The 26,240-nt window shown below is 64.9% G+C and carries 22 protein-coding genes; 13 read left to right on the top strand and 9 right to left on the bottom strand.

The features are described 5' to 3' along the window. Nucleotides 1-14 precede the first annotated feature (14 nt). Together ytfE and ACT7DK_RS02185 are read left to right on the top strand one after the other, a co-directional pair. Nucleotides 15-692 (top strand): iron-sulfur cluster repair protein YtfE, encoded by a 678-nt coding sequence (gene ytfE, locus ACT7DK_RS02190; protein ID WP_445395887.1) that lies wholly within the window; start codon nt 15-17, stop codon nt 690-692. Next, nucleotides 685-2,955, top strand: a complete 2,271-nt coding sequence (locus ACT7DK_RS02185; RefSeq protein WP_445395885.1) for a nitric-oxide reductase large subunit — start codon at nt 685-687, stop codon at nt 2,953-2,955. The genes ytfE and ACT7DK_RS02185 overlap by 8 nt, the downstream gene beginning before the upstream one ends. Before the next feature lie 80 nt (nt 2,956-3,035). Here ACT7DK_RS02185 and ACT7DK_RS02180 read toward each other — a convergent pair whose 3' ends face one another. Further along, nucleotides 3,036-3,239, bottom strand: a complete 204-nt coding sequence (locus ACT7DK_RS02180; protein WP_445395883.1) for a hypothetical protein — start codon at nt 3,237-3,239, stop codon at nt 3,036-3,038. A gap of 126 nt (nt 3,240-3,365) precedes the next feature. On the opposite strand from ACT7DK_RS02180, the gene ACT7DK_RS02175 reads away from it, so the two are divergent. From ACT7DK_RS02175 to ACT7DK_RS02165, 3 genes are read left to right on the top strand one after another with little or no spacing between them, the layout of a single operon-like run. Beyond that, nucleotides 3,366-4,394 carry a TRAP transporter substrate-binding protein gene (locus ACT7DK_RS02175; protein WP_445395881.1) on the top strand — a complete coding sequence of 343 codons (1,029 nt, stop codon included), beginning with the start codon at nt 3,366-3,368 and terminating at the stop codon, nt 4,392-4,394. A 51-nt stretch (nt 4,395-4,445) separates the two neighbouring features. Next, nucleotides 4,446-5,039, top strand: coding sequence for a TRAP transporter small permease (locus tag ACT7DK_RS02170; protein ID WP_445395879.1), 594 nt, complete (start codon nt 4,446-4,448; stop codon nt 5,037-5,039). Nucleotides 5,040-5,079: 40 nt separating this feature from the next. After that, nucleotides 5,080-6,366, top strand: a complete 1,287-nt coding sequence (locus ACT7DK_RS02165) for a TRAP transporter large permease (protein WP_445395877.1) — start codon at nt 5,080-5,082, stop codon at nt 6,364-6,366. Between the two features lie 124 nt (nt 6,367-6,490). Here ACT7DK_RS02165 and ACT7DK_RS02160 read toward each other — a convergent pair whose 3' ends face one another. Genes ACT7DK_RS02160 through ACT7DK_RS02150 form a run of 3 tightly spaced genes read right to left on the bottom strand, consistent with a single transcriptional unit; the run spans nt 6,491 to nt 10,181 of the window. After that, the gene (locus tag ACT7DK_RS02160; protein WP_445395875.1) at nt 6,491-7,597 is read right to left on the bottom strand and encodes a mandelate racemase/muconate lactonizing enzyme family protein; all 1,107 of its coding nucleotides are present in this window, start codon (nt 7,595-7,597) and stop codon (nt 6,491-6,493) included. A 14-nt stretch (nt 7,598-7,611) separates the two neighbouring features. Next, nucleotides 7,612-9,009, bottom strand: coding sequence for a YfcC family protein (locus ACT7DK_RS02155; protein ID WP_445395873.1), 1,398 nt, complete (start codon nt 9,007-9,009; stop codon nt 7,612-7,614). A 14-nt stretch (nt 9,010-9,023) separates the two neighbouring features. Next, nucleotides 9,024-10,181: a M20 metallopeptidase family protein gene (locus ACT7DK_RS02150; protein ID WP_445395871.1), complete on the bottom strand. Its 1,158-nt coding sequence runs from the start codon at nt 10,179-10,181 to the stop codon at nt 9,024-9,026. A 238-nt stretch (nt 10,182-10,419) separates the two neighbouring features. On the opposite strand from ACT7DK_RS02150, the gene ACT7DK_RS02145 reads away from it, so the two are divergent. Next, nucleotides 10,420-11,322 (top strand): LysR family transcriptional regulator, encoded by a 903-nt coding sequence (locus tag ACT7DK_RS02145; RefSeq protein ID WP_445395869.1) that lies wholly within the window; start codon nt 10,420-10,422, stop codon nt 11,320-11,322. 41 nt (nt 11,323-11,363) lie between these two features. Here ACT7DK_RS02145 and ACT7DK_RS02140 read toward each other — a convergent pair whose 3' ends face one another. Both ACT7DK_RS02140 and ACT7DK_RS02135 read right to left on the bottom strand, forming a co-directional pair. Next, nucleotides 11,364-12,158: an EAL domain-containing protein gene (locus ACT7DK_RS02140; RefSeq protein WP_445395867.1), complete on the bottom strand. Its 795-nt coding sequence runs from the start codon at nt 12,156-12,158 to the stop codon at nt 11,364-11,366. 76 nt (nt 12,159-12,234) lie between these two features. Continuing rightward, nucleotides 12,235-13,539: an inosine/guanosine kinase gene (locus ACT7DK_RS02135; RefSeq protein ID WP_445395865.1), complete on the bottom strand. Its 1,305-nt coding sequence runs from the start codon at nt 13,537-13,539 to the stop codon at nt 12,235-12,237. A gap of 309 nt (nt 13,540-13,848) precedes the next feature. On the opposite strand from ACT7DK_RS02135, the gene ACT7DK_RS02130 reads away from it, so the two are divergent. Together ACT7DK_RS02130 and ACT7DK_RS02125 are read left to right on the top strand one after the other, a co-directional pair. Continuing rightward, nucleotides 13,849-14,262: an arsenate reductase/protein-tyrosine-phosphatase family protein gene (locus ACT7DK_RS02130; RefSeq protein ID WP_445395863.1), complete on the top strand. Its 414-nt coding sequence runs from the start codon at nt 13,849-13,851 to the stop codon at nt 14,260-14,262. Beyond that, nucleotides 14,256-14,612: a metalloregulator ArsR/SmtB family transcription factor gene (locus tag ACT7DK_RS02125; RefSeq protein ID WP_445395861.1), complete on the top strand. Its 357-nt coding sequence runs from the start codon at nt 14,256-14,258 to the stop codon at nt 14,610-14,612. The genes ACT7DK_RS02130 and ACT7DK_RS02125 overlap by 7 nt, the downstream gene beginning before the upstream one ends. A gap of 321 nt (nt 14,613-14,933) precedes the next feature. Here the strand turns inward: ACT7DK_RS02125 and ACT7DK_RS02120 are convergent, their stop codons facing one another. Further along, nucleotides 14,934-15,854, bottom strand: a complete 921-nt coding sequence (locus ACT7DK_RS02120) for a LysR family transcriptional regulator (protein WP_445395859.1) — start codon at nt 15,852-15,854, stop codon at nt 14,934-14,936. A 288-nt stretch (nt 15,855-16,142) separates the two neighbouring features. Then, nucleotides 16,143-18,200, bottom strand: a complete 2,058-nt coding sequence (locus tag ACT7DK_RS02115; protein ID WP_445395857.1) for a TonB-dependent receptor domain-containing protein — start codon at nt 18,198-18,200, stop codon at nt 16,143-16,145. 328 nt (nt 18,201-18,528) lie between these two features. On the opposite strand from ACT7DK_RS02115, the gene ACT7DK_RS02110 reads away from it, so the two are divergent. After that, nucleotides 18,529-18,816, top strand: a complete 288-nt coding sequence (locus ACT7DK_RS02110; protein ID WP_445395855.1) for a flagellar biosynthesis protein FlgE — start codon at nt 18,529-18,531, stop codon at nt 18,814-18,816. Between the two features lie 2 nt (nt 18,817-18,818). Further along, the gene (locus tag ACT7DK_RS02105; RefSeq protein ID WP_445395853.1) at nt 18,819-19,658 is read left to right on the top strand and encodes a putative metalloprotease CJM1_0395 family protein; all 840 of its coding nucleotides are present in this window, start codon (nt 18,819-18,821) and stop codon (nt 19,656-19,658) included. On the opposite strand, the gene ACT7DK_RS02100 is transcribed toward ACT7DK_RS02105, so the two are convergent. Further along, entirely contained in the window at nt 19,659-21,248 is a 1,590-nt protein-coding gene (locus tag ACT7DK_RS02100; RefSeq protein WP_445395851.1) for an acyl-CoA dehydrogenase family protein, read from the bottom strand. It lies immediately after the preceding gene. A gap of 158 nt (nt 21,249-21,406) precedes the next feature. Between ACT7DK_RS02100 and ACT7DK_RS02095 the strand changes: the two genes are divergently transcribed. Genes ACT7DK_RS02095 through ACT7DK_RS02085 form a run of 3 tightly spaced genes read left to right on the top strand, consistent with a single transcriptional unit; the run spans nt 21,407 to nt 25,859 of the window. Further along, a complete protein-coding gene (locus ACT7DK_RS02095) occupies nt 21,407-22,564 on the top strand; it encodes an efflux RND transporter periplasmic adaptor subunit (RefSeq protein ID WP_445395849.1) in 1,158 nt (385 codons plus the stop codon). Continuing rightward, on the top strand, nt 22,564-24,486 hold the full coding sequence (locus tag ACT7DK_RS02090; RefSeq protein WP_445395847.1) for a MacB family efflux pump subunit: 1,923 nt from the start codon (nt 22,564-22,566) through the stop codon (nt 24,484-24,486). Before ACT7DK_RS02095 ends, ACT7DK_RS02090 begins: the two co-directional genes overlap by 1 nt. Before the next feature lie 5 nt (nt 24,487-24,491). Beyond that, nucleotides 24,492-25,859 (top strand): efflux transporter outer membrane subunit, encoded by a 1,368-nt coding sequence (locus ACT7DK_RS02085; protein ID WP_445395845.1) that lies wholly within the window; start codon nt 24,492-24,494, stop codon nt 25,857-25,859. Nucleotides 25,860-26,240: the final 381 nt, after the last annotated feature.

The following is a 26,240-nucleotide window of genomic DNA, read 5'->3' as shown; positions in this document are numbered from 1 at the left end:
CAAGGAGCAATACCATGAGCCTGCTTGACCATTCCCTCGGCTCAATCGCCAGGGACATTCCCGGCGCCAGCCGCATCTTTCACCAGTACCGGCTGGACTTCTGTTGCGGCGGCCAGACCCTGCTGCGCGACGCCCTGGCCGAGCGCGGCCTGAACGCCGCCGAGCTGCTGGCCCGGCTGGAGGCGCTGCCGGCGCACCAGGCCGGCGAGTGCAACTGGGCCGAGGCCGACACCGAGGCGCTGATCGACCACATTCTGGCCCGCTACCACGACGTGCACCGGGAGCAGCTGGTGGAGCTGCTGCGCCTGGCCCGCCGGGTGGAAGCGGTGCACGGCGACAGCCCCGACTGCCCCAACGGCCTGGCCGATCACCTGGATACCATGCGCCAGGAGCTGGAAAGCCACATGCAGAAGGAAGAGCAGATCCTGTTCCCCATGCTGCGCCGGGGCCTGTTCGATCCGGCCCGCGGCCCCATCACCGTGATGCGCATGGAGCACGACGACCACGGCCAGGCCCTGGCCCGGCTGCTGGAACTGACCGATAACCTCACCCTGCCGGCGGAGGCCTGCGCCACCTGGGAGGCGCTCTACACCGGCCTGGAAGAGCTGCACACCGATTTGATGCAACACATCCATCTGGAAAACAACATCCTGTTCCAACCATCCCCGCGCCAGGAGGTGCACCATGGCTAACTATCGTCGCCTGTGGACGATACTGCTCGTCGTTCTCGGCATTACCTTTGCTGTGCTCGGCTATTTCGGCCGAGAAGTTTACCGGGTGGCGCCGCCCATCCCCGCCCAGGTGGTCACCGAAAGCGGCACCCTGCTCACCACCAAGGACGGCATCCTCGACGGCCAGACCGCCTGGCAATCGGTCGGCGGCATGCAGTTGGGCTCGGTCTGGGGCCACGGCGCCTACCAGGCACCGGACTGGACCGCCGACTGGCTGCACCGTGAACTGCTGGCCTGGCTGGAGCTGGCCGCGCAGGACGAGTTCGGCACCGCCTACGGCAACCTGGAGGAAGAGCAACAGGCCGTGCTGCAACACCGGCTGAAGCAGGAATACCGCTTCAACAGCTACGATGCCGACGCCGACGTGCTGGTGATCTCCGAGCGCCGGGCCCAGGCCATGGCCGACACCGCCGCCTATTACGACCAGCTGTTCGGCGACGCGCCGTCCATGCAGGGCACCCGCCAGAGTTTCGCCATGAAGGAGAACACCCTGCCGAGCGCCGAGCGCCGTGCCGACCTAAGCAACTTCTTCTTCTGGACCGCCTGGGCCGCCGCCACCGAACGCCCCGGCGGAGAGGCTACCTACACCAACAACTGGCCCCATGAGCCGCTGATCGACAACAGGCCCACCGCCGAGAACATCATCTGGTCCATCGTCAGCGTGGTGCTGCTGATCGCCGGCGTGGGCGGGCTGATCTGGGCCTGGGCCTTCCTGCGCAAGGAAGAGGAGCACGAGCCGGCCGCCCCGGCCCGGGATCCGCTCACCAGCTTCAAACTCACTCCCTCGCAGAAGGCGCTGGGCAAGTACGTGTTCCTGGTGGTCGCCCTGTTCACCTTCCAGGTGCTGATGGGCGGCGCCACCGCCCACTACACGGTGGAAGGCCAGCATTTCTACGGCATCGAGCTGTCCAAGTGGCTGCCCTATTCCCTGGTGCGTACCTGGCACCTGCAGAGCGCCCTGTTCTGGATTGCCACCGGCTTCCTCGCCGCCGGCCTGTTCCTCGCCCCCATCATCAACGGCGGCAAGGATCCCAAGTTCCAGAAACTGGGGGTAGACGTGCTGTTCTGGGCGCTGATCGCCGTGGTGGTGGGCAGCTTCGCCGGCAACTACCTGGCCATCGCCCAGGTCATGCCCGCCAACCTCAACTTCTGGCTGGGTCACCAGGGCTATGAATACGTGGATCTGGGCCGCCTGTGGCAAATTGGCAAGTTCATCGGCATCGTGCTGTGGCTGGTGCTGATGCTGCGCGGCGTGGTGCCCGCCCTGCGCCAGCCCGGCGACAAGCACCTGCTGGCCCTGCTCACCGCCTCCTGCGCCGCCATCGGCCTGTTCTACGGCGCCGGCTTCTTCTACGGCGAGCGTACCCACATTTCGGTGATGGAATACTGGCGCTGGTGGATAGTGCACCTGTGGGTGGAAGGCTTCTTCGAGGTGTTCGCCACCACCGCCCTGGCCTTTATCTTCTGCAGCATGGGCCTGGTGTCCAAAAAGATGGCCACCACCGCCAGCCTGGCCTCGGCCTCGCTGTTCATGCTGGGCGGCATTCCCGGTACCTTCCACCACCTGTACTTCTCCGGTACCACCACCCCCATCATGGCGGTCGGCGCCACCTTCAGCGCGCTGGAAGTGGTACCCCTGGTGGTGCTGGGTTATGAAGCCTGGGAAAACTGGAGCCTGAAAAACCGCGCCCCCTGGATGGCCAACATTAAATGGCCGCTGATGTTCTTTGTGGCCGTGGCCTTCTGGAACATGCTGGGCGCCGGCGTACTGGGCTTTATGATCAACCCGCCCATCGCGCTCTACTACATCCAGGGCCTGAACACCACGCCCACCCACGCCCACGCGGCGCTGTTCGGGGTGTACGGCTTCCTGGCCCTGGGCTTCAGCCTGCTGGTGCTGCGCTACATCCGCCCCAACCTGGTGTTCAACGAGTCGCTGATGAAAACCGCCTTCTGGTGGCTGAACGGCGGCCTGGTGCTGATGCTGTTCACCAGCGTGCTGCCGGTGGGGGTCATCCAGTTCGTGGCCAGCGCCAGCGAGGGCCTGTGGTATGCCCGCAGCGAGAGCTTTATGCAGCAGGGCCTGCTGCAAACCCTGCGCTGGGTGCGCACCTTCGGTGACATCGTATTCATCATCGGCGCCCTGGCGGTCAGCTGGCAGGTGGTCATCGGCCTCTGGCCGCGCAAGGCCCAAGCCGAAGGCGTGACCGAGCTGGCCAAGTAAACGGCGGCGGCCGACCGACGCCGCCCCTGCAACAGGCATAAGCCTCAAAACCAAGCCCCGGCGCCAATGGCGCCGGGGCTTTAGTTTGTTGACAAAGCCCAGCGCCCGATGGCGGCGGGATCACCGACCAAATGGTTAGCATCGAAATTATAAACGCCGTTATTCTCGCCATCAAAATCCAGCAAAATCGCCGCCACAGCCCCATTCGGCAACGGCTTACGGCCTATCTCCACATCGTTATCACGCCCCCCAAAAAACAACAAACACACCATAAATTCAATCAATTGAAACGAGAAAAACCATTAAAACCCGGTCTTTTCATGGCGATATCTGCTTGCGCCTAGCCTTTTATTTTGTCAGTCTTTAATGACATCCGGAAAGTTACAACTCGAAAAGATGGAGATCACGCGATGAACGGTTTCAGCAAACTCGTCAACGGGGCCGGCCTGCCGACGCTGGCCCTGGCGGCCATCACCGCCGCCGGTTCGGTGAGCGCCGCCAACTGGCGCTACGCCCACGAAGAGTACGAAGGCGACGTTCAGGACGTTTACGCCTACAAGTTCAAGGAATACATCGAAGAAAACTCGGATCACACCCTGCAGGTTTACCGCTTCGGCGAGCTGGGCGAATCCGACGACATCATGGAGCAAACCCAGGACGGCATCCTCAACTTCGTCAACCAGTCGCCCGGCTTTACCGGCGCCCTGATCCCCGAAGCCCAGATCTTCTTCATCCCCTACCTGATGCCCACCGACATGGACACGGTGATCAGCTTTTTCCGCAACAGCGAAGCCATCAACGAAGACTTCCCCGCGCTGTACGCCGAGAAGGGGCTGGAGCTGCTGAAGATGTATCCGGAAGGGGAAATGGTGATCACCCTCGACGAGCCGATCACCTCGCCCGAGCAGCTCAGCAACAAGAAAGTCCGGGTCATGACCAACCCGCTGCTGTCGGAAACCTACTCCGCCTTCGGCGCCACCCCGACCCCGCTGCCCTGGGGCGAAGTGTACGGCGCCCTGCAAACCAACATGATCCAGGGCCAGGAAAACCCGATTTTCTGGATTGAATCCGGCGGCCTGTACGAGGTGTCCCCCAACCTGATCTTCACCGGCCACGGCTGGTTCACCACCGCCATGATGGCCAACCAGGACTTCTACAACGGCCTGTCCGACGAAGACAAACAGCTGGTGCGGGACGCCGCCGACTACGCCTTTGAAGAGATCATCGAGCATATCGACGGCCTGGCCGATCGGGCGCTGGAGAAGATCACCGACAACAGCGACAAGGTCACCGTGACCCGCCTCGACGACCAGCAGATAGCGGCCTTCAAGGCACGCGCCCCGCAGGTGGAAGAGAAATTCATCGAGATGACCGGCGAGCGCGGCCAGCAGCTGCTGGCCAAGTTCAAGCAAGACCTGCAAGAGATACAGCAAGACTGAGGTTGAGCAGGCTCCCGCCCCGGGAGCCTGCTGTTCTGGAGCAAACCCCCTATGCCCGAGCATTCCCCCGAAATAGAAGACGACACCGCCGCCTACCGGTCGGGCCTGCCCGGCTGGCTGGGCCTTGTCGATGAATGGATGGCCAGGATGGAGGCCGTGGTGCTGGCCGCCGGGGTGATCCTGATGGCAGTCAACACCTGTGTCAGCGTGGTGGCCCGCTTCGTATTCGGAGAGGGCCTGTTTTTCTCCGGTGAGATCAACCGGATACTCATCATCTTCATCACCTTCGCCGGCCTCGGTTACGCGGCCCGCCACGGCCGCCATATCCGCATGTCGGCCCTGTACGATGCGTTTCCCCCGCCGGTGCGCAAGGTGCTGATGATCTGCATCGCCCTCTTTACCTCGGTGGTGATGTTTTTCCTCTGCTATCACTCCTTGGGCTACATCGAAACCCTGTACGGCCGCAGCCGCATCCTGCCGGCGCTGGGTATTGAAATCTGGTGGATCTATGTCTGGGCCCCGGTCGGCTTCGCCGTGACCGGCATCCAGTATCTGCTGACGGCCATCAAGAATTTCACCGGTGACCAGGTGTACCTCTCCACCCAGGTGGTGGACGACTACGCCGACACCGACGCGAAGCGCTAGCCCCGGGCGCTTTCAGACCAGACGACACAAGGCATTCATCATGGCAACGATATTGATGTTCATCATGATCGGGCTCCTGCTGCTGGGCTTTCCGATGATGATCCCGTTGACGACGGCCGCCGTCGTCGGCTTTGTAATGATGTTCGACGGCTTCGGCCAGATGGGCACCTTCATCCAGCAGATGATGGCCGGCATCCGCCCCGCCTCCCTGATCGCCGTGCCCATGTTCATCCTGGCCGCGGACATCATGACCCGCGGCCACTCGGCGGACCGGCTGATCAACATGGTGATGGCCTTTATCGGCCACATCAAGGGCGGGCTGGCGATCAGTACCGCCACCTCCTGCACCCTGTTCGGGGCCGTGTCGGGCTCCACCCAGGCCACGGTGGTGGCGGTCGGCTCCCCGTTGCGCCCGAAAATGCTCAAGGCCGGTTATTCCGACTCCTTTACCCTGGCGCTGATCATCAACGCCAGCGACATCGCCTTCCTGATCCCGCCGAGCATCGGCATGATCATCTACGGCGTCATCTCCGAAACCTCCATTGCCGAGCTGTTTATCGCCGGCATCGGCCCGGGCCTGCTGATCCTGGTGCTGTTTTCGCTCTACTGCCTGTATTACGCCCATAGACACCGGGTGCCCACCGAGCCCAGGGCCAGCTGGAGCGTGCGTGCCCGCTCGGTACGGGATGCCCTGTGGCCGCTGTTCTTCCCGGTGATCATCGTGGGCGGTATCTACGGCGGCATCTTCAGCCCCACCGAGGCGGCGGCGGTGTGCGTGCTCTACGCGTTCGTGCTGGAGTTTCTGATCTTCCGTTCGCTCCGCCTCCCCGACATCTACCGCATCGCCAAGTCCACCGGGCTGATCACCGCCGTGGTGTTTATCCTGGTGGCCGTGGGCAACGGCTTTTCCTGGATCATCTCCTTCGCCCAGATCCCCCAGACCATCCTGGAGGCGGTGGGCATCAGCCAGGCCGGCCCGGTGGGCGTGCTGATCGCCATCTGCGTGGCCTTCTTTATCGCCTGCATGTTCGTCGACCCCATAGTGGTGATCCTGGTGCTCACCCCCATCTTCGCCCCGGCGATCCAGGCCACGGGGCTGGATCCGGTGCTGGTCGGCGTGCTGATCACCCTGCAGGTGGCCATCGGCTCGGCCACCCCGCCCTTCGGCTGCGACATCTTCACCGCCATCGCCATCTTCAGGCGGCCCTATATGGAGGTGATCCGCGGCACCCCGCCCTTTATCTTCATCCTGGTTGTCGCCGCCGGGCTGATCATCGCCTTCCCGCAGATTGCCCTGTTCCTGCGGGACCTGGCCTTTGCCGAGTGACGGCGGGGCCCGTGTTTTGACCCATCGAAAACAAAGCCCCGGCGCCGTTGGCGCCGGGGCTTTTTCATGTTTCCGCTCAAGCAGCAGGCCTGGAATTCAACCCTGCCCAAAGCTCGTCACGGCATCAGTCGACTCTATCTTCAAAAATGCTCATTGCCCGCACCCGTTCTTCGTCTATCCGGATACCCAATCCGGGGGCGTCGGACAACTCTATATGGGTCTCACTGCCGGGCATGTCGGCAACATCACGGGAGATCATCGCCGGTCCCACCAGATCGTTGGCCACGATGTTGCTGTGGGCCAGCGCCAGGTGTGCTCCCGCCAGGGTCGCCACCGACGATTCCACCATGGAGCCAATCTGGCAAGGTATGTCGGCGGCAAGGCCGAGTTCGGCCATGGCCCGGGCGGCATGCAGGCCCCCTGATTTCATCAGCTTGATATTAACCATGTCCGCCGCCCGGCGCCGGACCACCTCCAGCATGTCACGCACACCGTGGATGGGCTCGTCGGCCATGATCAACGCCTCGGTCTCCTGGGTAACCCGGGCCAGCGCATCCAGGTTTTCAATAGAAACCGGTTGCTCGAACCACTCTACCCGGTAGGGTGCGGCCTGCCGGATCACCTGTAGGGCCTGCTTGGCACTCCAACCCTGGTTGGCATCCACCCGCAGGGCCACACCCGGCGCCATCGCCTCCCGGACGCGGGCGATGCGCTCTACATCTTGCTCCGGCGCATCGCCGAGCTTGATCTTGATGGAGCCATAACCGCGAGCACAGGCTTCCCGCGCCTGGCGCGCCATTTCCTCCGGTGCCAGCATGCTGATCACGCAGGGCAGCTCGAGGCGGACATGACTGCGCCCGCCAAGCAGGCTATAGAGCGGCACCTTGCAGTGCCGGGCCAGCAAATCGTGCAGGGCAATATCCAGGGCGGCCTTGGCGGAAGGGCTGTGGCGGATGCGCGCCTCCGCCGCCCTGTGGAAAGGGCCGATACCGTCGAAGGTGCGTCCCAGCAGCAGCGGGGCCAATTCCCTGGTCATGATCTGGCGGGCGGACTGCCAGGTTTCCCCGGATACATGCTGATCGACGACCGCCTCTCCCCAACCGGTTTCGCCCGAGGTGGAGTCAATCCTCACCAGGATGCTTTCGATATCCTCGTAGGTATCGTAGGCAATCTTGAAGGGCTGTTTGAGTGGCAAGCGCACGCCATAGACGGTGATCTGTTTAATCTGCATAAGAGAACTTCCTTTCAAGACCAGGAGAGATAATAGGCAAGGGTGACCATGCCCGCGGCCAGCGTCAGCTGAATAATAAACAGCGGCAGGATCCACCTGATCCATTTGCTCCAGGACACCCCGGCCACCGACAGCCCGGCCATGAAATAGCCGGAAGTCGGCGTGATGATATTGGTGATACCGTCGCCCAGCTGGAAGGCCAGCACCGCGGTCTGGCGGGTCACGCCCACCAGATCGGCCAGCGGCACCATCAGTGGCATGGTCAGGGCAGCCTGTCCGCTGCCGGAAGGCACCAGGCAGTTGAGCAGCAACTGCACCAGGAACATGCCGACGGCCGTCAGCACCGGTGGCATGCCGCCAAGCAACCGCTCGAGGTGGTAGAGAATGGTATCGAGAATGCTGCCATTCTTGAGCACGATCAGGATGCCGAAAGCAAACCCCACCACCAGCGCACCCATGGCGATTTCCTTTAGCCCGTTGACGAAATGCTCGGCGATCTCGTTGGGGCTCATGCGGGCAAAAGCGCCGACCAGCATGCACATCAGCAGGAATACCCCGGACATCTCACCGATATACCAGCCATGTCGGATCACGCCGTAGGCAATAAGCAGTATGGCGCCGGCGAAAGTCGACAGGATCAAACGATCGGCATGGGTCAGCGGGTTTTCGCTGAGTGCGTCCCGGCTCCCTGAGGTCCCCGGCACCGGAGGCGATTTCACCTTGGCGGCATAACAGGTCACGAAGCCGATGCTCACGCTGACAAATACCAACCAATAAACGACCCGCAGGCCCATGCCCGAAAACATGGGTAACTGGGCGATATCCTGGGCCACCCCGACGGTAAAAGGATTCATGAAGGCAGCGGAGAATCCGGCACCGGCTCCCACCAGCGGAACGGCGGCGGCCACCATGGCGTTATAGCCCAGCATCCTCATCATGGGGGCCAGGATGATAATGAACGCTATGGTTTCCTCGGCCAGACCGAAGGTGGCGCCCCCAATGGCGAACAACAGCATCAGCAGCGGGATCAGGATGATGTCGTGGCCCGACAGGCTGCGGCTGATGCTGGCCACCAGCTTTTGCAACACCCCCGTTGCCTTGAGCACACCAAAGGCGCCACCGGAGATAAAAATGAAGAAAATGATGCTGCTGCCTTCTTTCATGCCCTCGAAAACGGCAATAAAAGGGGTGAGCAACGCGGCCTTCTGGCCGTCAATGGCGCCGTAGCTGCCGGGTACCACCACGGTTTTACCTTGTTCGGAGAGCACTCGCTCATAGCTTCCCGCATCGATGAGATGGGTCATTACGGCCGCGACGCAGATAAAGAAGAACAAGACCACGAAGATATGTGGAAACCCAAGCTGCCAGCGTGCTGTGGTATCGAACGCAGTGGTTCTGTCTGAATGATTCATATTATCCCCCTGACTCACCGGTTGCCGTCGAGAAAACGTCGAGCGGCGTGGGAAAGAAAGCGGCTTCCTTTCTCCAGTATGTCGTCGTTGAAGTCATAATCCGGCTGGTGCAGCTGAGGAGCCGAACCGCCGCAACCATTACCAATCCAGGCGTAGGCGCCTGGCACTTGTTCAAGGAAAGCGCCCATATCGTCGGCACCCATGCTGATCGGATGATCCACCAGCGAGGACTTGCCCCACAGTTCTTCAATTACGCTCCGAGACAAAGCCACACAAGCGGGATCATTGGCCACCGGCGGGGTCGAAGGTCGGTAATCAAGGATCGGAGAGCAGCCCGTTACCAGACCGATCCCTTCCACGATCTCGCGGATACGTTTCTCGATCCGCTGCCTTACGCCGGGTTTGAAGCTGCGAGCGGTGCCCTTGAGCCTGGCCGTGGCGGGAATAATGTTGCTGGCATGACCGCTCTGGAGGCTGCCGACACTAACGACGGCGATATCTTCGGGATTGGTATTACGGCTGACGATTTGTTGCAACGCGGTCACAAACAGCCCGGATGCAAAGACCGGATCCGTCGCCAGGTGGGGCATGCCGCCGTGGCCGCCTTCGGAATTGAACAACACCTCGAAGTCGTCGCTCGAGGCCATGTGCGGCCGGTCATGAACCACAAAACAGCCGGCCTCCACACCGGGCCAGTTATGCAGCCCGAAAACCGCCTCGATGGGAAAGCGCTCCAGCAAGCCGTCTTCCAGCATGGCCGGCGCCCCGGTGCCGAGTTCTTCGGCCGGTTGGAAGATAAGCACTACGCGTCCGAAGGCGGGCCGTTGTTGTACCAGATCCAGCGCGGCCCCCATCAGCATCGCGGTGTGTCCATCGTGACCGCAGGCGTGCATCACCCCCCGATGGCTGGAGCAATACGCCATGCTGTTCTCTTCCACCAACGGCAGGGCATCCATGTCGGCCCTCAACCCTACGCTGCGCCCGGCGGACAGGCCGTTGATAATGCCGACCACACCGTGACCACCGATCCCCTGATGAACTTCGTCGACACCGATTTCCCGCAGCATGCCAACCACCCGCTCTGCGGTCTGATGCTCGTGGCAGGAGAGTTCAGGAAAGCGGTGAAGCTCTCGCCGAAAGGCAATCATGCGCTCTACATCACGCTCTTTCATTGGGTAGATCCCTCTGTTGTCGTTGCCAGATACTGGCTTTCTCCCCCGAGAGCGGCGCTCGCACTTCCGACGAGCCTCGCTTCCCCAGGGGAAAGAGTCCATTCAACTGCCGTCCCGTGATATTGCACTGGAAGGCGTTTTTCATCATATTCAACGGGTTAGTGGCCGGAAAATACTTCTTCTCGATAGGGACATGCCTTTTTGATATGCCACAAGCGGCTCAGGGCGGGATAACACCATGGATATAAGAAAACTGAAGTACTTTCTGTCGGTCGTCGATGAGGGCTCCATTACCTCGGCGGCGAAAAAAATTCACATTGCCCAGCCGGCATTAACCCGACAAATCCGACTGCTCGAAGAAGCTCTGGGGACCCGGTTGCTCGACAGAAATCACAAGGGAGTAGTCCTTACCCGGGCGGGAGCATATCTGTATGACCATGCCGTGCGCCTGGTGGCCGACTTTGATAACGTAGCCAGGAAGACGAAAGCCATGTCGGATGGTTACATCGACAGCCTGTCCATCGGCATCACCACCATACATCCGTATATTCCCAGCATTTCAGGATTGATCACTCGATTCCGTACGCAGTATCCAGACATTCGGCTCTCACTCGAATCCATGCTGTCCGGCCCCCAGACCACGGCGCTCCTGCAGGGAAACATCGATGCCGGTATCCTGTTCATCGAACCGGATGATGAACCACTCCTGGATACGCTGCCGATTGGCAATTTCCGTATGGCGGTGATAACTCGCCGTCACCCCAGCCTGTTGGATAAGACTCCGACCTCACTGCGCGATTTTGCCGGGGCTCCCTTTATCTGCTTTAACCGCAACTCGACTCCGGGTAGCTACGATCGTATTGACCAATATTTTCGTCACGCAGGCATCACGCCACATATCGTGCAGGAGTGTCATGACGACATCACTATTCGAGGGCTGGTGGCCACGGGCATGGGCTACGCCATCATGCCCAGCATACTGGCAAAGGGAGATGACAACCTGGTTGCCTATGAACTCGATGACCTCCCCATTTATTCGCCGCTGATGCTGGCATGGCGCAAGGGCGACAAATCACCCGAAGTGGAATCGCTGCGCCATGTAGCCATGAGCATGAGCACCTTGATGAACGACCAGGCTTAAAAGGTGGTCATGATGTTGCTGGGTCACGCGAATATTCGCGTCTACGAAACAGGCCAGTACGGCGATTGTTGCCAGCCGTTGATCTCGTCCCGGCCGGCCAGGTGTTCCAGGGCCGGGCGGGCGAACAGGTAGCCCTGCAGGTAGCGCACCCCGGCGTTCACTAGGAAATCCCGTTCCTCTTCCGCTTCGATGCCTTCGGCCAGGATGATGGCGCCCAGTTCGTGGCAGATCCGCTGCACCTCGGCCAGCCGTTGCTGCCTGGCCGGGTCCCGGTGGATGTCGCGGATCAGGCTCATATCGAGCTTGAGGATGGCGGGCTTGAGGCCGTGCAGCCAGTCCAGCCCGGCAAAGCCGGCGCCGAAGTCGTCGATGGCGGTCAGAAAGCCGTGGCTGGCGTAGGACTCGAAAATGCGCCTGAGCTTGTCCTGGCTCAGGATCTGCTCGCCTTCGGTCACCTCGAAGATGATCTTGCGCAGATCGAAGTCGAACAGGGTGGCCGCCTCTATGGTGGCGCGGATGCAGGTTTCCGGGTTGTACACCGCGTTGGGCAGGAAGTTGATGCTGAGCAGCTTGTCGCAGCCCAGGCGGCTGGCGGTTTCTATCGCCTTGACCCGGCAGGACTGGTCGAAATAATACTTGTTGTCGTCGGTGATGCGCTCGAACACCCAGCCGGCACCCTGGCCGTCGGGGCCGCGCACCAGGGCCTCGTAGGCGAACACTTCCTGCCGCTGCCAGTCGATGATGGGCTGGAACGCCATCCTGATGTCAAACCCCAGCGACTGGCCGCTCAGGCAATCCATGCAGCTCTGCTGCTTCACTCGTGCGGGAAAATCCATCCTGTTGCCCTAATGCCGGTACGCGCCCTTCACTTGTAACAGATAACCCGGCCCGGCAACAAGCCGGGCCGGCCATTCACCGGTCCCAGTAGGCCTCTTCCAGCGAGTCTTCCCGCTCCGGCAGGCCGCGGGACAGCCGGGGCGAGTGCTGCACCAGCACCTCGAAGCTCACCCGGTTGGCGTACTTGCTCACCTGGGACAGGGAGGAGTAGGTCAGGTGGCGGGCCCGGTGCTTGGCGCTGCCGGGCACGTTGTGGCGATGGTAGTCGTTGGCGGCCAGGTCGTGCAGCAGGGCGGCCAGGGCCGCGTCGCCGGCGCCGTTGGTGTTTTTGATGCGCTCGGGGCCGCCCATGTAGGGCGAGATATGGGTGTAGATCTTCCGCGGCGCGGCGCAGTCGGCCCGCCGCATGGGGCGGGAGTATTCGTAGCGGTTGAATTCGGGAATGGCGCCGGGCAGCAGGGTGCGGCTGGTCTCCCGCTTGTGCGCTTCGTCCACATGGCCGGCCAGGTAGAGCCCGGCAGGGCCGGCGGTGCACAACACCAGATCGGCCCACTCCAGCACCCGCTCGCAGGCCAGCAGCGGATCGGCGATGCCGGTCAGGGCCAGGGCCTCTTCCTCGTTCATCGCCACCAGGGTGACATGGTCGCGGATAAACTGCTGCCACCAGTCTTTACGGTCTTCCACGATAAAGCGGGTGCCCATGGTCAGCACCACCGGCACCCCCGCCTGGCGTGCCCACTCGGCCGCCTGCAGGGCGCTTTGCTTCATGGGCTCGTGCTCTTCGCAGCGCATCAGGTAGGCGGTCAGCACCAGGGCCGAGGCGCTCTGGATCTGGCCCTGGTCGAGGTGGGCGGGCGCCAGGTGGTCCATCATGCCCTTGTTGATGGCGAAGCTGCGCTCGCCGTCGGGGCTTATCAGGGTGATGCACTGGCCGATGGAGCCGGCCACCGGCTGCAGGTAGTTCAGATCCACCCGCGAGGAGGTGGTGCACAGGTAGCGGTAGGGCGAGCTGCCCACCCGGATGTTCTCGCTCATCACCCCGAACAGCACGGATCTGTCATCGGCCAGCACCGAGTAGTTGTGCAGGGTGTTGCCGATGGTGCCGCCGGCGAACTCGGACACGATCAGTGCCCGCTCCAGCAGCTCCCGGTAGAGGGCCTGCGCCTTGTCTTCCGGCAGCAGCATGGAGTGCCCTTTCGAGAGGCCGTGCCGGGCCAGGAAGGCGTCGTCCACCTGGGCTTCGATGTCCACCAGCACCTGGTCGATGCCGCAGATGTGGCCGGACAGCGGCTTGTTCTGGGGCAGCAGTTCGCTCAGGCGCGGATCGCGGGCCTCCACCGGAAAGAAATGCTTGTGCTTGCGCTGGCCGGGAAACTTCATTTGTCTTTACCTCAAAGCAATGGTCGGCGGAGTCTAGCAAAAAGCCGCGCCCGGCTCACCGGTACAAAAAACGCGCAAACGTTTGAGCATTAAAAAATCCGCCGGCCCCCCCCCCCTCTTTCAATAAAAGCCCCGGGATCCGCTCAAGACAAGGGGCCGGGAGTGGCAACCACGGCAGCATATGACAACCCGCAAGCCCCTTGCCGGCGCCGGCCATAGCCCAGCAAGATGACAATTGGATGAAACCGGCGTTGACAGACGGCAGTCCGAATATATGATGTTGCCATCTTTCAGGATACAGATTCCGCCATGACTCGTGTGCTTTTTGTCTGCCACAGCAACGCCATCTGCTCTCCTATCGCCGAGGCCCTGCTCAGACACCTTGCGGCCGACCGCTACGAGGCGACGAGCGCAGGCCTCCAGCCCTCTGATATAGAGCCCAATGCGCTGGCCGCCCTGCACCGGCTTGGCGTGAACACCGAGGGGCTCCATAGCAAAGGGCTGGATAGGGTTGCGGATCAGTATTTCGATATCGTGATCAGCCTGTGCGAACAGGTCGAGACCGCCGCCCAGGCGGTGCCGGCGGCCCGCTTCATGGCCTGGCACTTCGAAGACGCCTCCTGCTGCTCCCAACCCGAGGCCACCAAGGTGGTGCATGAAATCTACGAGCGCATCAAGCTGCTGGTGCTGGTGCAGGATCGCCAGGAGAAAACCCTGTGGTAACCGAACGACAGCCCCTCGGCCTGTTCAAGGCCCTGTCCGACGACACCCGGCTGCAGCTGGTGCTGATGATCATGGCCGAGCAGGAGATGTGCGTCTGTGAACTGACCCACGCCCTGGAGGAGAGCCAGCCCAAGATCTCCCGCCACCTGGCCCTGCTGCGCCAGAGCGGCCTGCTGGCCGACCGGCGCGAGGGCCAGTGGGTGTACTACCGTCTGTCGCCGGCGCTGGATGCGGGCGCCCTGGCCATCCTGCAGCACACCTTCGGCCACTATCAGGACTACATCGCCCCCGCCCGCACCCGGCTGGCGCACATGGGCAACAGGCCCGAACGCCAGCGGCTGTGCTGCTGAGACCGCTGACAACCTTCGTATTACCCGGTCACTCCCGCGATTTTTCCGGTCATTCCCGCGATTTTTCCGGTCACTCCCGCGATTTTTCCGGTCACTCCCGCGAAGGCGGGAGTCCAGTGCAAGCGATCGTGGATCTCCGCCTTCGCGGAGATGACGGGTATTAAATACGGAGATGACGGGTATTAAATACGGAGATGACGGGTATTAAATACGGCGATGACGGGTATTGAATCGAAGCATCCTTGGCGAGGTCTCTTGGTGGGGCGCAGGCGTGCCGCCCTCCCTGCGGAGGACAAGACCTGCGCTCCAAGAACCGGCGCTCTAGCAGGCCTGCTCTTCCTGGTAGCGCCAGGCGTCCGGCATCGACTTGCGGATATGCGCCAGCAGCGCCCCCACCTTGCGCGGCTGGCGCCCGAACGAATACAGCAGGCCTACCGGCCGTGACGGCAGCCGCCAGTCGGGCAGGCAGCGCATGAGGTTGCCCGGATGGGCCGCCATATAGCCCTCGGCGAACTGCACCGGCAGTATGCCGATGCCCTGGCCCCGGGTGATGGCATCCATCTGCAGCACCAGGTTGTCCACCATCAGGCGGGAAGGCGGCGGCTGGAAGCCGTATTCCCCTTCGGACTCGTGCCGCAGCACCAGCCCTTCACCCGCCTCGCCCAGCCAGTCGACCCAGGCGTGGGCCGGCAGCTCGCGGGGATGGCCCGGCAGGCCACGGGTGGCGATGTAGCCCGGGCTGGCATAGAGGCCGCAAGGCCAGTAGCTCAGCACTTCGTGACGCAGGCCGCATTCCGGATCCTTGCCCACCCACAGCCAGATCTCGCCCTGGCCCTCGCCCGGCCGCGGCGGCCGGGTTTCGGTGTGCAGCGAGATGCGCATGCCCGGATAGCTGGCGAGAAACGCCTCCAGCGCCAGGGGAAACCAGCTCCGGCTACAGCTGCTGTGCACCCGCACCACCAGTTCGCCGCTCACTTCCTCGCGCAGATCGTCCATCGCCTGCCGGCTCTGCTCGGCCAGCCGCAATATCTGCCGGCTGTAGCGTTCGAACAGCAGCCCGGCCTCGGTGGCCTGCAGCCGGTTGCCCCGACGGTTGAGCAGGGGCTGCCCCAGCCGCTCCTCCAGCTGGCTCAGGCGCCGGCTCAGGGTCGACTTGGGCACCCCCAGCCGCGCGGCCGCCTTGGTCAGGCTGCCGCAGGCCATGACGGTGGTAAACCCTTCCAGTTCCAGTAAATCGTGCATCTGCACACCATGGGTTGAAACGCGCGTGCCGGCTGCGATCCTTATGGCAGAGCGCGGTTGCTGCTGGGTGATGGCCGCCCCGTTCAATGTTCCATATTTCGGAACAGCCTGTCTGGGGCCATCCTAAACGATTCGGGAGTGTATTTTAAGAGATAAAGTAATGCATTTACGACGCATTCTTATTCTTAAGTAGGTCGAGAGGGCGCCGTCGGGAAGGGAGGGGCGCCCGGCGGGGGATCCGGACGCCCGATAAGGGCGCCCGGCCGGGCGCCAGGCACCGCAAACGCGTCAGAAGTCGATGGTCAGGCCCAGGTTGAGGCTGCGACCGTCCAGCACCGCCTCGTAGTCCTCGCTGGTGACTTTCTTGTTGGTGATGTTGTAGAGACCGGCCTTGACCCTGGTGTTGTCGGCCAGCCGATACACCAGCCCCAGATCGACAAAGGTGTAGCCCGGCGTCCCCTCGGACATGGTGGTGCGGCTCAGGTAATCGCTGGTCTCGCCCCGGTAATTGCCCTGCAGCCAGACGTCCAGGGTATCGGTGGCCTGCCAGTCCAGGCTGGCGTTGGCCATGTGCCTGGGCACCTTGTTCAGCGGCTGGCCCTGGAATTCCCCGCTCTGCTGTTCGGAGTCGGTAAAGGTGTAGCTGGAGCTCAGGCGCAGATCCCGGGTGAAGTCGTAATCCAGGGTCAGTTCCACCCCCTGCATCATGGCCTCGCCGATGTTCTTGCGGGTGCTCAGGAACAGATAATTGTTGCCCCCGAACGGGCAGCTCCAGGTGCCGGGATCGTTGCGATCGCCGGCGGGGGATTCGCACAGGCGATCTTCCGCGATCTTGTCCTTGAAGTCGGTGCGGAACAGCATCAGGCTGCTGTTCAGGCCGAGCCGGTGGCTGTGGTAGACGAAGCCGGCCTCGTAGCTGGTGCTCTTTTCCGGCTCCAGTTCCGGGTTGCCGATGATCAGGGCGCGGGGATGGGGCGCGGGGGAGCCGCCGCCGCCGGTGCCGCGGCCGAAGCCTTCGGTGGCCTCGGCCAGCCCCGGCTGCTTGTAGCCGGTGGACACGCCGCCCTTGAAGGTCCATTCGGGGGTGAGGTGGTAGGCGGCGTAGACCCGGGGCGACAGGTGGCCGCCGAACAGCTCGTCGTCGTTGTAGCGCAGCCCGGTGGTCAGGTTGAGCTCGTCGGTGAGGGACCATTCGGCCTCGGCGTAGAGGGCGGCGATCCAACGGTCCACCTGGGCCACGGCGCCAGGCACATTGCTGGTGAGCAGGCCGTTGGTTTCGTCGGTGAAATCTTCGAACTTGTACTGACCGCCGAAGGTCAGCACATGCTCCCGCCAGAAATAGCTGGCCTGGGTGTTGAAGATGCTGACCTCCTCTTTCTTGGTGCTGTCCTGCACCCGCTCGGAGACGTCGTGCTGCAGGTAGCTGCTCAGTTGCAGGTCGCCGTAGTGGCCGTCGTGGGACAGCACGTAAACGTCCTTGTGGAAGGTCGTGTCGGAGCCGGTGGCGGTCGCGGCCACGCTCTTGCCCGGGGTGCTGCTTTCGTCCAGGGCGGCGGTGTCGTAGGACAGGCCGATCTCGTTGCTTTCGTCCGGGGTCAGCATCAGCTTGACGCCGCCCTTCTTGCGCCGGCCTTCCGGGGTGCTGGCCGCCGAGTCGTCGGCGCCGACGAAGTCGCTTTCATCCGTGCCCTGCCAGCTGCCGTTGACCTGGGCGCCGAGCAGCCCCGGGATCAGGGCGCCGCCGGCGAACAGGCTGACCTGCTGGGCGTCGTTGTTGATGTCGTTGAACGATTTGGTGTACTCGGTGCCGATGCTGCCGCTCCAGGCATCGCCGGTTTTGCGGGTGATGATGTTGATCACCCCGCCCATCGCCTCCGAGCCGTAGAGGGAGGACATGGGGCCGCGGATCACCTCTATCCGCTCGATCATGGCGATGGGCGGCAGGGCGATCTGCTTGCCGCCGTCGGAGCCGTTGGTGTTGACCGCGCGCCCGGCGGACACCGGCTTGCCGTCGATCAGGTAGAGGGTGTAGCTCGGCGCCATGCCGCGAATGCTGATGTCCTGCATCTTGCCGCCACCGGTCACGTAGACGCCGGGAATGTTCTTCACCGCGTCGGTGATATCGGTGTAGGACTGCTTCTCCAGCTCCTCCCGGCTGATCACCGAAATGCTGGCGGGGGCATCGGCGATGTTCTGCTCGAAGCCCGCGGCGGTGACCACCACCGTATCCAGGGCGGTGTAATCCTCGGCCACGGCGGCGGGGCCCGCGGTGAGCAGTGCCAGGCCCAGCGCGTTGGCCAGGGCATGCTTCGCGAAAGGCAGGGGAGCGTTGGAAGGCTCGGACATGGTGTTGACTCCTTGATGACAAAGTGATCTGCTGTTCCGTTTTCGATACCGGATGCTCCCGGGCCGCGCGGCAAGGCCGCGGCGGCGGATGAGTGCAAACGGGCAAGCGGCTGCCCGCGCTTCGGCCGCCGGGCGGAGGAAGCGATGCGTGCGATAAGCGGAGCGGGGTGACCGGCATACCTGAGGGGACAATGATAATCGTTATCATTTTCCTTTTGTAGCCGCGTTGCTGAGACAGGCTGTTGCAGGAAATGGAACCCGGACCTTGCCGTGCCCGGCGGTTATGGTGAATAATTAAACGCTCCGAACGAACCCCATGCGAGGTCCGATGAACATCCAGTCCGCCTTTTCCGCCGGTTTGCAGGGCTACCAGCGCGCCGCCGACGGCGTGACCGAGGCCTCGGTCAATATCAGCCGGCAGCACCTCAACCGGGTCGCCAACCAGTCCGACACCGCGCCCGAGGTCAACCCGGATCGGTTCGTCGATGCGGGCCGGAAAACCGCAACCGACGGCCTGGTTCAGCTCAAACAGGGCGAGCTGCAGGCCCGGGCCAACGTCAACAGCATCAGGACCGCCGGCGACATGCTGGGCACCCTGATCGACATCCGGGTCTAGCCATGCAGATCGGCACCGCCTTCCACGACGCCGCCTTTACCCCGGCGCCGCCCGCCTCCACTCAGGCCCGCCAGGACAACCAGCAGCGCGAGCGCGTCCCGCCCGCCGACCAGGCCGACGCCTTTGCCGGCTCCGACCCGCGCCGGGAGCAGGCCGGCAGCCCGGGGGAAATCGAGCTGTACGATGCCCGTGGCCGCAAAACCGGCGACACGGCCGATGCCAAGGACAACGGCGCCACCGGGCAGGCGGCGGATGACGCCGCCGAAGGCGAAGCAACCGAGGCCGGCGGTGAGCCCGCCCGGCCGACCAAGCCGTCCGGCGAGGAAATGAGCGCCGAGGAAGTGCAGCAACTGCAGGAGCTGCAGCAGCGCGACCGGGAAGTACGCATTCACGAACAATTGCACGCCAGCGTGGGCGGCCAGTACGCCGGCGCCCCCAGTTATGAGTTCGAAACCGGCCCCGACGGCAAGCAGTATGCCGTGGGCGGCGAGGTACAGATCGACATCGCCCCCATCCCCGGCGATCCCCGGGCCACCATCGACAAGATGCAGCAGGTCAAGGCCGCGGCCCTGGCCCCGGCCGAGCCTTCCCAGGCCGACAAGGCCGCCGCCGCCCGGGCCGATCAGCACATCAGGGAGGCCCAGGCCGAACTGCAGCAACCGGAATCCGCCTCTTCCCCCACGGCGGGGCCCGACTCTGGCCGGCGGGAAAAGGACGACGACGCCCCGGATGCCAACGAGATGGCGGACGGCAGCCGAATGGCGCTCAGAAGCCGGGTGATCGCCGGGGTCTACGGCCAGGCCGCCCAGGCTGACGCCCGCAACCTGCTGGGCCTGGCCTGATCAGTCGCTGGCCAGGGCCCGGCCGAGCAGCAGCTCCAGGTCGCAGCCCGGCGCCAGGGTGCCGAAGGTCAGCCCCCCCTCCCCCAGCCGGCTGTCGATAAAGGCCTGGGCCACGCCCTCGGGTGCGCCCCGGGCCAGGATGGCACCCTGCCACAGCAACACCAGCCGCTCGGCGACATGGCGGGCCTGCTCCGGCGCCGGATCCTTCAGCAGCGGCGCCAGGCTCCGCCAGGCCTGGGCCAGGCGGGGAAAGGCCGCCAGCGCCGGGGTCAGTTCGCCACGCAGCGCCGCCAGGGCATCGGGATTTTTGTCCAGCACCCGCAACACGTCCAGCGCCTGGATATTGCCCGAGCCTTCCCAGATGGCGTTGATCGGCGCCTCCCGGTACAGCCGGGCGGTGATAAAGTCCTCCATGGCGCCGTTGCCGCCCAGGCACTCCATGGCCTCGGCCGCGTGCTGTGGGCTGCGCTTGCACACCCAGTATTTGCCGAGCGCCGTGCCCAGGCGCACCAGTGCTGCCTCGCCGGGCACCGTGCTGTCGTCCAGCGCCCGCGCCAGGCGCAGCCCCAATGCCAGGCTGCCCTCCACCTCCAGCTGCAGGTCCGCCAGCACCCGGCGCATCAGCGGCTGGCGGATCAGCCGCTCGCCGAAGGCCTTGCGATGGCGGGCGTGGTGCACCGCCTGCACCACCGCCTGGCGCTGGCCCGCCGCCGAGCCCAGGATGCAGTCGAAGCGGGTGAGCGCCACCATCTCGATGATGGTGGGCAGGCCCCGGCCTTCCTCCCCCAGCAACCAGCCTTTCGCCCCCGCCAGGGTCACCTCGGCGGAGGCGTTGGATCGGTTGCCCATCTTGTCCTTCAGCCGCTGCAGCTCCAGGCCGTTGCGCCGCCCCTGCCACCAGCGCGGCACCAGGAAGCAACCGAGCCCGGCCGGCGCCTGGGCCAGCACCAGGAAAGCGTCGGACATGGGCGCCGACATAAACCACTTGTGGCCGCGCAACAGGTAGCTGCCGTCCCGCTGCGGCTCGGCCCGGCTGGTGTTGGCGCGCAGGTCCGAGCCGCCCTGCTTCTCGGTCATGGCCATGCCCAGGGTCAGGCAGCGCTTTTGCTCGTGGGGTTTGTCGTCGCCGTCATAGCCCAGGGCCAGCACCTTGCCCAGCCAGTCGGGCCGGTAGCGCTGCAGCACCGGCACGGCGGCGAAGGTCATGGTCACCGGGCAGCCGTGGCCGGCCTCCACCTGGCTGTGCAGGTAATAGCGCGCCGCCCGGGCCACCTGGGCACCGGTACCGGGCTCGCGCCAGGGCGCCGCGTGCAGGCCCGCCTCCAGGGCATGGGCCATCAGCTGATGGTAGGCCGGGTGGTAGCTCACCCGGTCCTGCCGCCGCCCCTGCCGGTCCAGGCCGTGCAGCACCGGCGGCCAGCGGTTGGCGGCAAAGCCGGCGGCGATGATCTCGGGGCGGGTGATCCAGCGGCCGTACTGCTCCAGCCCGGGCCGGGCCCAGGCGGCGCCTTCGCGCATCACCCCCTCCACCAGCGCCTGGTCCAGGGTGAAGGCATCCTGGTCGACGAAATCGGGAGTCTGATTGTCCATGGCGGCCTCCTCGCTCAGCCTGTTCAGCCCCAGTATAGAAAGCGGTGGCACTTTGTGAGGCGCTGACAAACTTTGGTGACATTTAAGCGTTTGAATAGCCGCATCTCATCCATCAACCATGGTCCAACACCGCCGATGTTCACCCGGGATCGCACAAGATGAAAAAGACCACCTCCCTCTGGCTGGGGCTGCCCCTGCTGGTCATCGCCCTCGGCACCTATCTGTTCTCCGACCGCCTGTTCGGCGGCGACGCCGCCGCGGCCCCGGTCACGGTGGCGGTGCGAGAAGGCGAACTGATCAACCAGGTGACCGCCACCGGCATACTGCAGCCCAGCGACTACGTGGACCTGGGCGCCCAGGTCTCGGGCCAGCTCAAGGTGATCCACGTGGAAGTGGGCGACAAGGTCCGCGCCGGCGATCTGCTGGCGGAGATAGACCCCACCGTCTACCTGGCCCAGGTGGATGCCAGCCGCGCCCAGCTGCGCAACCAGCGGGCCCAGCTCAAGGACCGGGAAGCCCAGCTCACCCTGGCCCGGCTCCAGCACCGGCGCCAGCAGAACCTGATGGCGGAAAACGCCACCTCCCGCGAGGCGCTGCAAACCGCCGCGGCCGCCCTGCGCTCGGCCGAGGCCCAGGTGGAAGCGCTCGGGGCCCAGATCAGCCAGACCGAGTCCAGCCTGCGCGCCGACGAGGCCAACCTGGACTACGCCCGCATCTATGCCCCCATGGACGGCACAGTGGTGAGCATAGAGGCGCGCCAGGGCCAGACCCTGAACACCAACCAGCAGGCGCCGACCCTGATGCGCATCGCCGACCTGGCCACCATGACGGTGCAGGCCAAGGTGTCCGAGGCCGACGTGGGCAAATTGAGCCCCGGGATGAAGGTCTACTTCACCACCCTGGGCGACCCCGGCCGGCGCTGGTACAGCAGCTTGCGCAAGGTGGAACCGAGCCCGGTGGTGGAGAACAACGTGGTGCTCTACAACGCCCTGTTCGACATCGACAATCCCCGGGGCCGGCTGATGTCGCAGATGACCACCCAGGTGTTCTTCGTGCTGGCCGAGGCCCAGGACGTGCTGCTGGTACCCATGTCGGCGCTGACCTTTCCGGATCGGCGCGACCGCAGCCAGGCGGAGGTGCAGGTGCTTACTGCGGCGGGAAGCCTTGAAACCAGGAGGGTCGAGGTGGGCGTGAGCAACCGTATCCAGGCCGAGGTCCGGTCCGGGCTGGACTCCGGCGAGCAGGTGGTGCTGAAGGTGGCGCCGGCCGCCGCCGACGGCGATGAACGCCGGTCCGGCATGAGGATGCGTTTCTGATGAACACACCACTGATCGAACTCAGGGGCATCACCAAAGAGTACGGCGAGGGCGAGCTGGCCACCCGGGTGCTGCACGGCATCGATCTGGTGATCAACAGGGGCGAGTTCGTCGCCATCATGGGCAGCTCCGGCTCGGGCAAGTCGACCCTGATGCATATCCTCGGCTGCCTGGACCAGCCCAGCGGCGGCGCATACCGGCTGCTGGGCCGGGACGTGGCCAGCCTGAGCGACGATGAACTGGCGGCGCTTCGCCGGGACACCTTCGGCTTCGTGTTCCAGAGCTACCACCTGCTGGGGGGGCTGAGCGCCCGGGAGAACGTCGAGGTGCCGGCCATCTACTCGGGGCTGTCCCGTGCCGAGCGCCGGGACCGGGCGGAGCAACTGCTCACTACCCTGGGGCTGGCGAACCGCCTGGAAAACCGGCCCAGCCAGCTGTCCGGCGGCCAGCAGCAGCGGGTGTCCATCGCCCGGGCGCTGATGAACGGCGGCGACATCATCCTCGCCGACGAGCCCACCGGCGCGCTGGACAGCCACAGCGGCGCCGAGGTGATGGCCCTGCTCACCGGCCTGGCCCGCCGGGGCCACACCGTCATCCTGATCACCCACGATGCCAAGGTGGCGGCCCGGGCCGATCGCATCATCGAGATCGGCGACGGCCGTATTCTCGCCGATCCGGGGCCGGCGACGGCAACGGGCAACGCCGCCCCCGCCCGCCCCCGCGCCGGTTCGCTGGCCACCGAACTGCTGGAGGCGGTGCGCACCGCCCTGCGCTCCCTGCGCAGTAACCTGTTCCGCGCCGCCCTCACCCTGCTCGGCATCGTCATCGGGGTGGCCTCGGTGATCACCATGCTGGCCATCGGCAACGGCTCCCAGCAGCAGGTGGTGCAGAGCATCAGCGCCATGGGCAGCAACCTGCTGCTGGTGCGTCCCGGCGCCCCCAACCAGTGGGGCCGGCGCGCCACCTCCACCCTGGTGGCGGCGGACATGGAGGCTATCAAGGAAGTGGCCAACGTGGCGGCGGCGGTGCCGGAGATCGGCGGCTCCGCCACCCTGCGTGTCGGCAACCTGGATCACAGCCCCGAGATCAACGCCACCTCCGCCGACTTCCCCGCCGCCCGTCAGTGGGCCCTGAGCGCCGGCACCTTCTTCACCGAGGACGACGAGCAGCGCTACGCCACGGTGGCGGTGCTGGGCCAGTCGGTGGTGGACGCCCTCTTCCCGGAGGCGGATCCCCTGGGCCAGTACGTGATGGTCAACAACATCCTGTTCCAGGTGATAGGGGTGATGGCGCCCAGGGGCGCCTCGCCCTGGGGCCAGGATCAGGACGACGTGGTGTTCGTGCCCTACACCACCGGCGGCCTGCGGCTGTTCGGCCAGCAGTTCCTGCGCACCATCACGGTGTCGGTGGACGAGGTGGCCCGCATCGATGACACCGAAACCGAGATCCACCGGTTGCTGCTGGCCCGCCACGGGGTGGAGGACTTTCAGATCCGCAACATGTCCTCCATCATCGACACCGTCTCCGCCACCACCCGGACCTTCACCTGGCTGCTCGGCTCCATCGCCGCCATCTCGCTGCTGGTGGGCGGTATCGGGGTGATGAACATCATGCTGGTGAGCGTGACCGAACGCACCCGGGAGATCGGCATCCGCATGGCCACCGGCGCCCGCACCCGCCACATACTGCAGCAGTTCCTCACCGAGGCGCTGGTGGTCTCGGCCCTGGGCGGCGCCATCGGCGTGGTGCTGGGACTGGGCGCCGCCGCCCTGCTGTCCCGCTTCGATCTCCCCGTGTATTTCTCCCTGTCGCCGGTGCTGCTCGCCTTCGGCTGCGCCTTCGCCACCGGCCTGGTGTTCGGCTGGCTGCCGGCGCGCAAGGCGGCCCGGCTCGACCCCGTTATCGCCCTGGCTTCGGAGTAACCTCGATGATTGCCACCCCCTTGCGTCCCCTGTCCCTGCTGTTGCTGCTGAGCCTGACCGGCTGCGCCCTGCCCGACGGCGGCGCACCGCCGACGCCGCCCCTGGCGGAGCGATGGCTGAGCCCGGTCGAGGGCGGCGCCGAGCTGGACCGCCAGTGGTGGCGGGGCTTCGGCTCGCCCACCCTGGACGCCCTGATCGAGCAGGCCCTGGCCGGGGCGCCGGACCTGCGCATCGCCGCCGAGCGCATCACCCAGGCCGAGGCCCAGCTGACCGCCGCCGGCGCCTCGCTCTTCCCCAGCCTCAACGCCAGCGGCGCCAGCAGCCGCAACGACTCAAACCCGGGCGAAGTGGGCGAACGCAGCAGCCTGGGGCTGAGCCTGGGCTACGAGCTGGATCTCTGGGGCAAGAACCGGGCCGAACGGCTGGCCGCCGACGCCGGCCTCGACGCCCGCCGCCACGACTACGAGAGCGCCCGCCTGACCCTGACCGCCGCCGTGGCCAGCGCCTGGTTCCAGTGGCTGGCCACCGGAGAGCGGATCCGCATCAACGAACACAACCTGGCCCTGGCCCGGGACAACCTGGCGATAGTGGACGCCAAGTACCGCTACGGCGCCGCCGCCCTGAGCGACCTGCGCCGCCAGCGCACCCTGGTGCTGAGCCAGGAAGCGGCCCTGCTGCCGTTGCGGGAGCAGGCCAGACAGAGCCGTTCGGCCCTGGCCATACTGCTGGGCCGCACGCCCCAGTCGTTCGAACTCGGCGCCGGCGCGCTGATGGCGCTGGCGGTGCCGGCGGTCGGCCCCGGCCTGCCGTCGGAGCTGCTGAGCCGCCGCCCCGATCTGGCCAGCGCCGAGGCGGCGCTGCTGGCGGCCGACGCCAACCTGGCGGCGGCCCGCGCCGCCCTGCTGCCCGCGATCAGCCTCACTGGCAGCGCCGGCCTGGCAAGCTCCGCCCTGCTGTCGCTGGCGGATCCCACCCGCACCCTGAGCCTGGGCGCCTCGCTCGGCCAGGTGCTGTTCGACGGCGGCCGGCTGCGCGCCCAGGTGCGGCTGACCGAGTCCCGCCGGCGGGAGCTGGCCGAGGGCTACCGCCAGGCCGCCCTCACCGCCCTGAAGGAGGTGGAAGACGCCCTCGGCAACGCCGCCCTGTTCCGGGACCAGGAAGCCCAGCAGCAGTTGATCGTCGACGAAGCCCGGGAAACCCTGCGTCTGGTCGAGGCCCGCTACCGGGAAGGCGCCGACGAACTGCTGGCCCTGCTCGACGCCCAGCGCACCCTGTTCAGCGCCGAAGAGCAGCTGGCCGTCCTGCGCCAGAACCGGCTGGACGGAGCCCTCAACCTGTTCAAGGCCCTCGGCGGCGGCTGGCGGGCCGGCTGAGCACCGGCAATTCATTGCTGGCCCCCCGGCTGCCCGGCAAGGCGGCATGTGGCCAGCCGGTATCCTCCTCCGCCACTCGCTCCCATGGCCGTCACCTTAGCCGCCGGGAAATACTCCATCTCCTCCACTGAACGGCATTAAATAACCAATCCTAATAGTGCTACATCGACTGGGCCCCGCACGCAGACACGCCGTGTAAGGTATGACACTCGCGGTTTCGACCTGCTGTGAACATTCACTGGATGTTCGGTCAGGCCGAAACCGCTCGTCACGGCGAGCAAGCTCGCCCCCTGGCGCGGAGGGTCTGCTTAGCGAAAGCCGGTCGCTGCCGGTAGTGTTCTACTATTCGGACCAGCCATTTAAGCAAACCACCGCTCATGC

The sequence above is a fragment of the Zobellella sp. An-6 genome (genome assembly GCF_052487945.1).
The sequence above is the reverse complement of the archived record's forward strand: the minus strand, read 5'-3'. Positions and strand labels throughout refer to the sequence as shown.

Coding starts and splice junctions, on each gene's coding strand:
- ACT7DK_RS02150 (WP_445395871.1), bottom strand. CDS start 10,181: ATGAAAGAGCGTGATGTAGAGCGCATGATTGCCTTTCGGCGAGAGCTT.
- ACT7DK_RS02105 (WP_445395853.1), top strand. CDS start 18,819: ATGCAGATCGGCACCGCCTTCCACGACGCCGCCTTTACCCCGGCGCCG.
- ACT7DK_RS02160 (WP_445395875.1), bottom strand. CDS start 7,597: ATGCAGATTAAACAGATCACCGTCTATGGCGTGCGCTTGCCACTCAAA.
- ACT7DK_RS02145 (WP_445395869.1), top strand. CDS start 10,420: ATGGATATAAGAAAACTGAAGTACTTTCTGTCGGTCGTCGATGAGGGC.
- ACT7DK_RS02100 (WP_445395851.1), bottom strand. CDS start 21,248: ATGGACAATCAGACTCCCGATTTCGTCGACCAGGATGCCTTCACCCTG.
- ACT7DK_RS02090 (WP_445395847.1), top strand. CDS start 22,564: ATGAACACACCACTGATCGAACTCAGGGGCATCACCAAAGAGTACGGC.
- ytfE (WP_445395887.1), top strand. CDS start 15: ATGAGCCTGCTTGACCATTCCCTCGGCTCAATCGCCAGGGACATTCCC.
- ACT7DK_RS02130 (WP_445395863.1), top strand. CDS start 13,849: ATGACTCGTGTGCTTTTTGTCTGCCACAGCAACGCCATCTGCTCTCCT.
- ACT7DK_RS02165 (WP_445395877.1), top strand. CDS start 5,080: ATGGCAACGATATTGATGTTCATCATGATCGGGCTCCTGCTGCTGGGC.
- ACT7DK_RS02120 (WP_445395859.1), bottom strand. CDS start 15,854: ATGCACGATTTACTGGAACTGGAAGGGTTTACCACCGTCATGGCCTGC.
- ACT7DK_RS02110 (WP_445395855.1), top strand. CDS start 18,529: ATGAACATCCAGTCCGCCTTTTCCGCCGGTTTGCAGGGCTACCAGCGC.
- ACT7DK_RS02175 (WP_445395881.1), top strand. CDS start 3,366: ATGAACGGTTTCAGCAAACTCGTCAACGGGGCCGGCCTGCCGACGCTG.
- ACT7DK_RS02170 (WP_445395879.1), top strand. CDS start 4,446: ATGCCCGAGCATTCCCCCGAAATAGAAGACGACACCGCCGCCTACCGG.
- ACT7DK_RS02155 (WP_445395873.1), bottom strand. CDS start 9,009: ATGAATCATTCAGACAGAACCACTGCGTTCGATACCACAGCACGCTGG.
- ACT7DK_RS02115 (WP_445395857.1), bottom strand. CDS start 18,200: ATGTCCGAGCCTTCCAACGCTCCCCTGCCTTTCGCGAAGCATGCCCTG.
- ACT7DK_RS02095 (WP_445395849.1), top strand. CDS start 21,407: ATGAAAAAGACCACCTCCCTCTGGCTGGGGCTGCCCCTGCTGGTCATC.
- ACT7DK_RS02135 (WP_445395865.1), bottom strand. CDS start 13,539: ATGAAGTTTCCCGGCCAGCGCAAGCACAAGCATTTCTTTCCGGTGGAG.
- ACT7DK_RS02185 (WP_445395885.1), top strand. CDS start 685: ATGGCTAACTATCGTCGCCTGTGGACGATACTGCTCGTCGTTCTCGGC.
- ACT7DK_RS02140 (WP_445395867.1), bottom strand. CDS start 12,158: ATGGATTTTCCCGCACGAGTGAAGCAGCAGAGCTGCATGGATTGCCTG.
- ACT7DK_RS02085 (WP_445395845.1), top strand. CDS start 24,492: ATGATTGCCACCCCCTTGCGTCCCCTGTCCCTGCTGTTGCTGCTGAGC.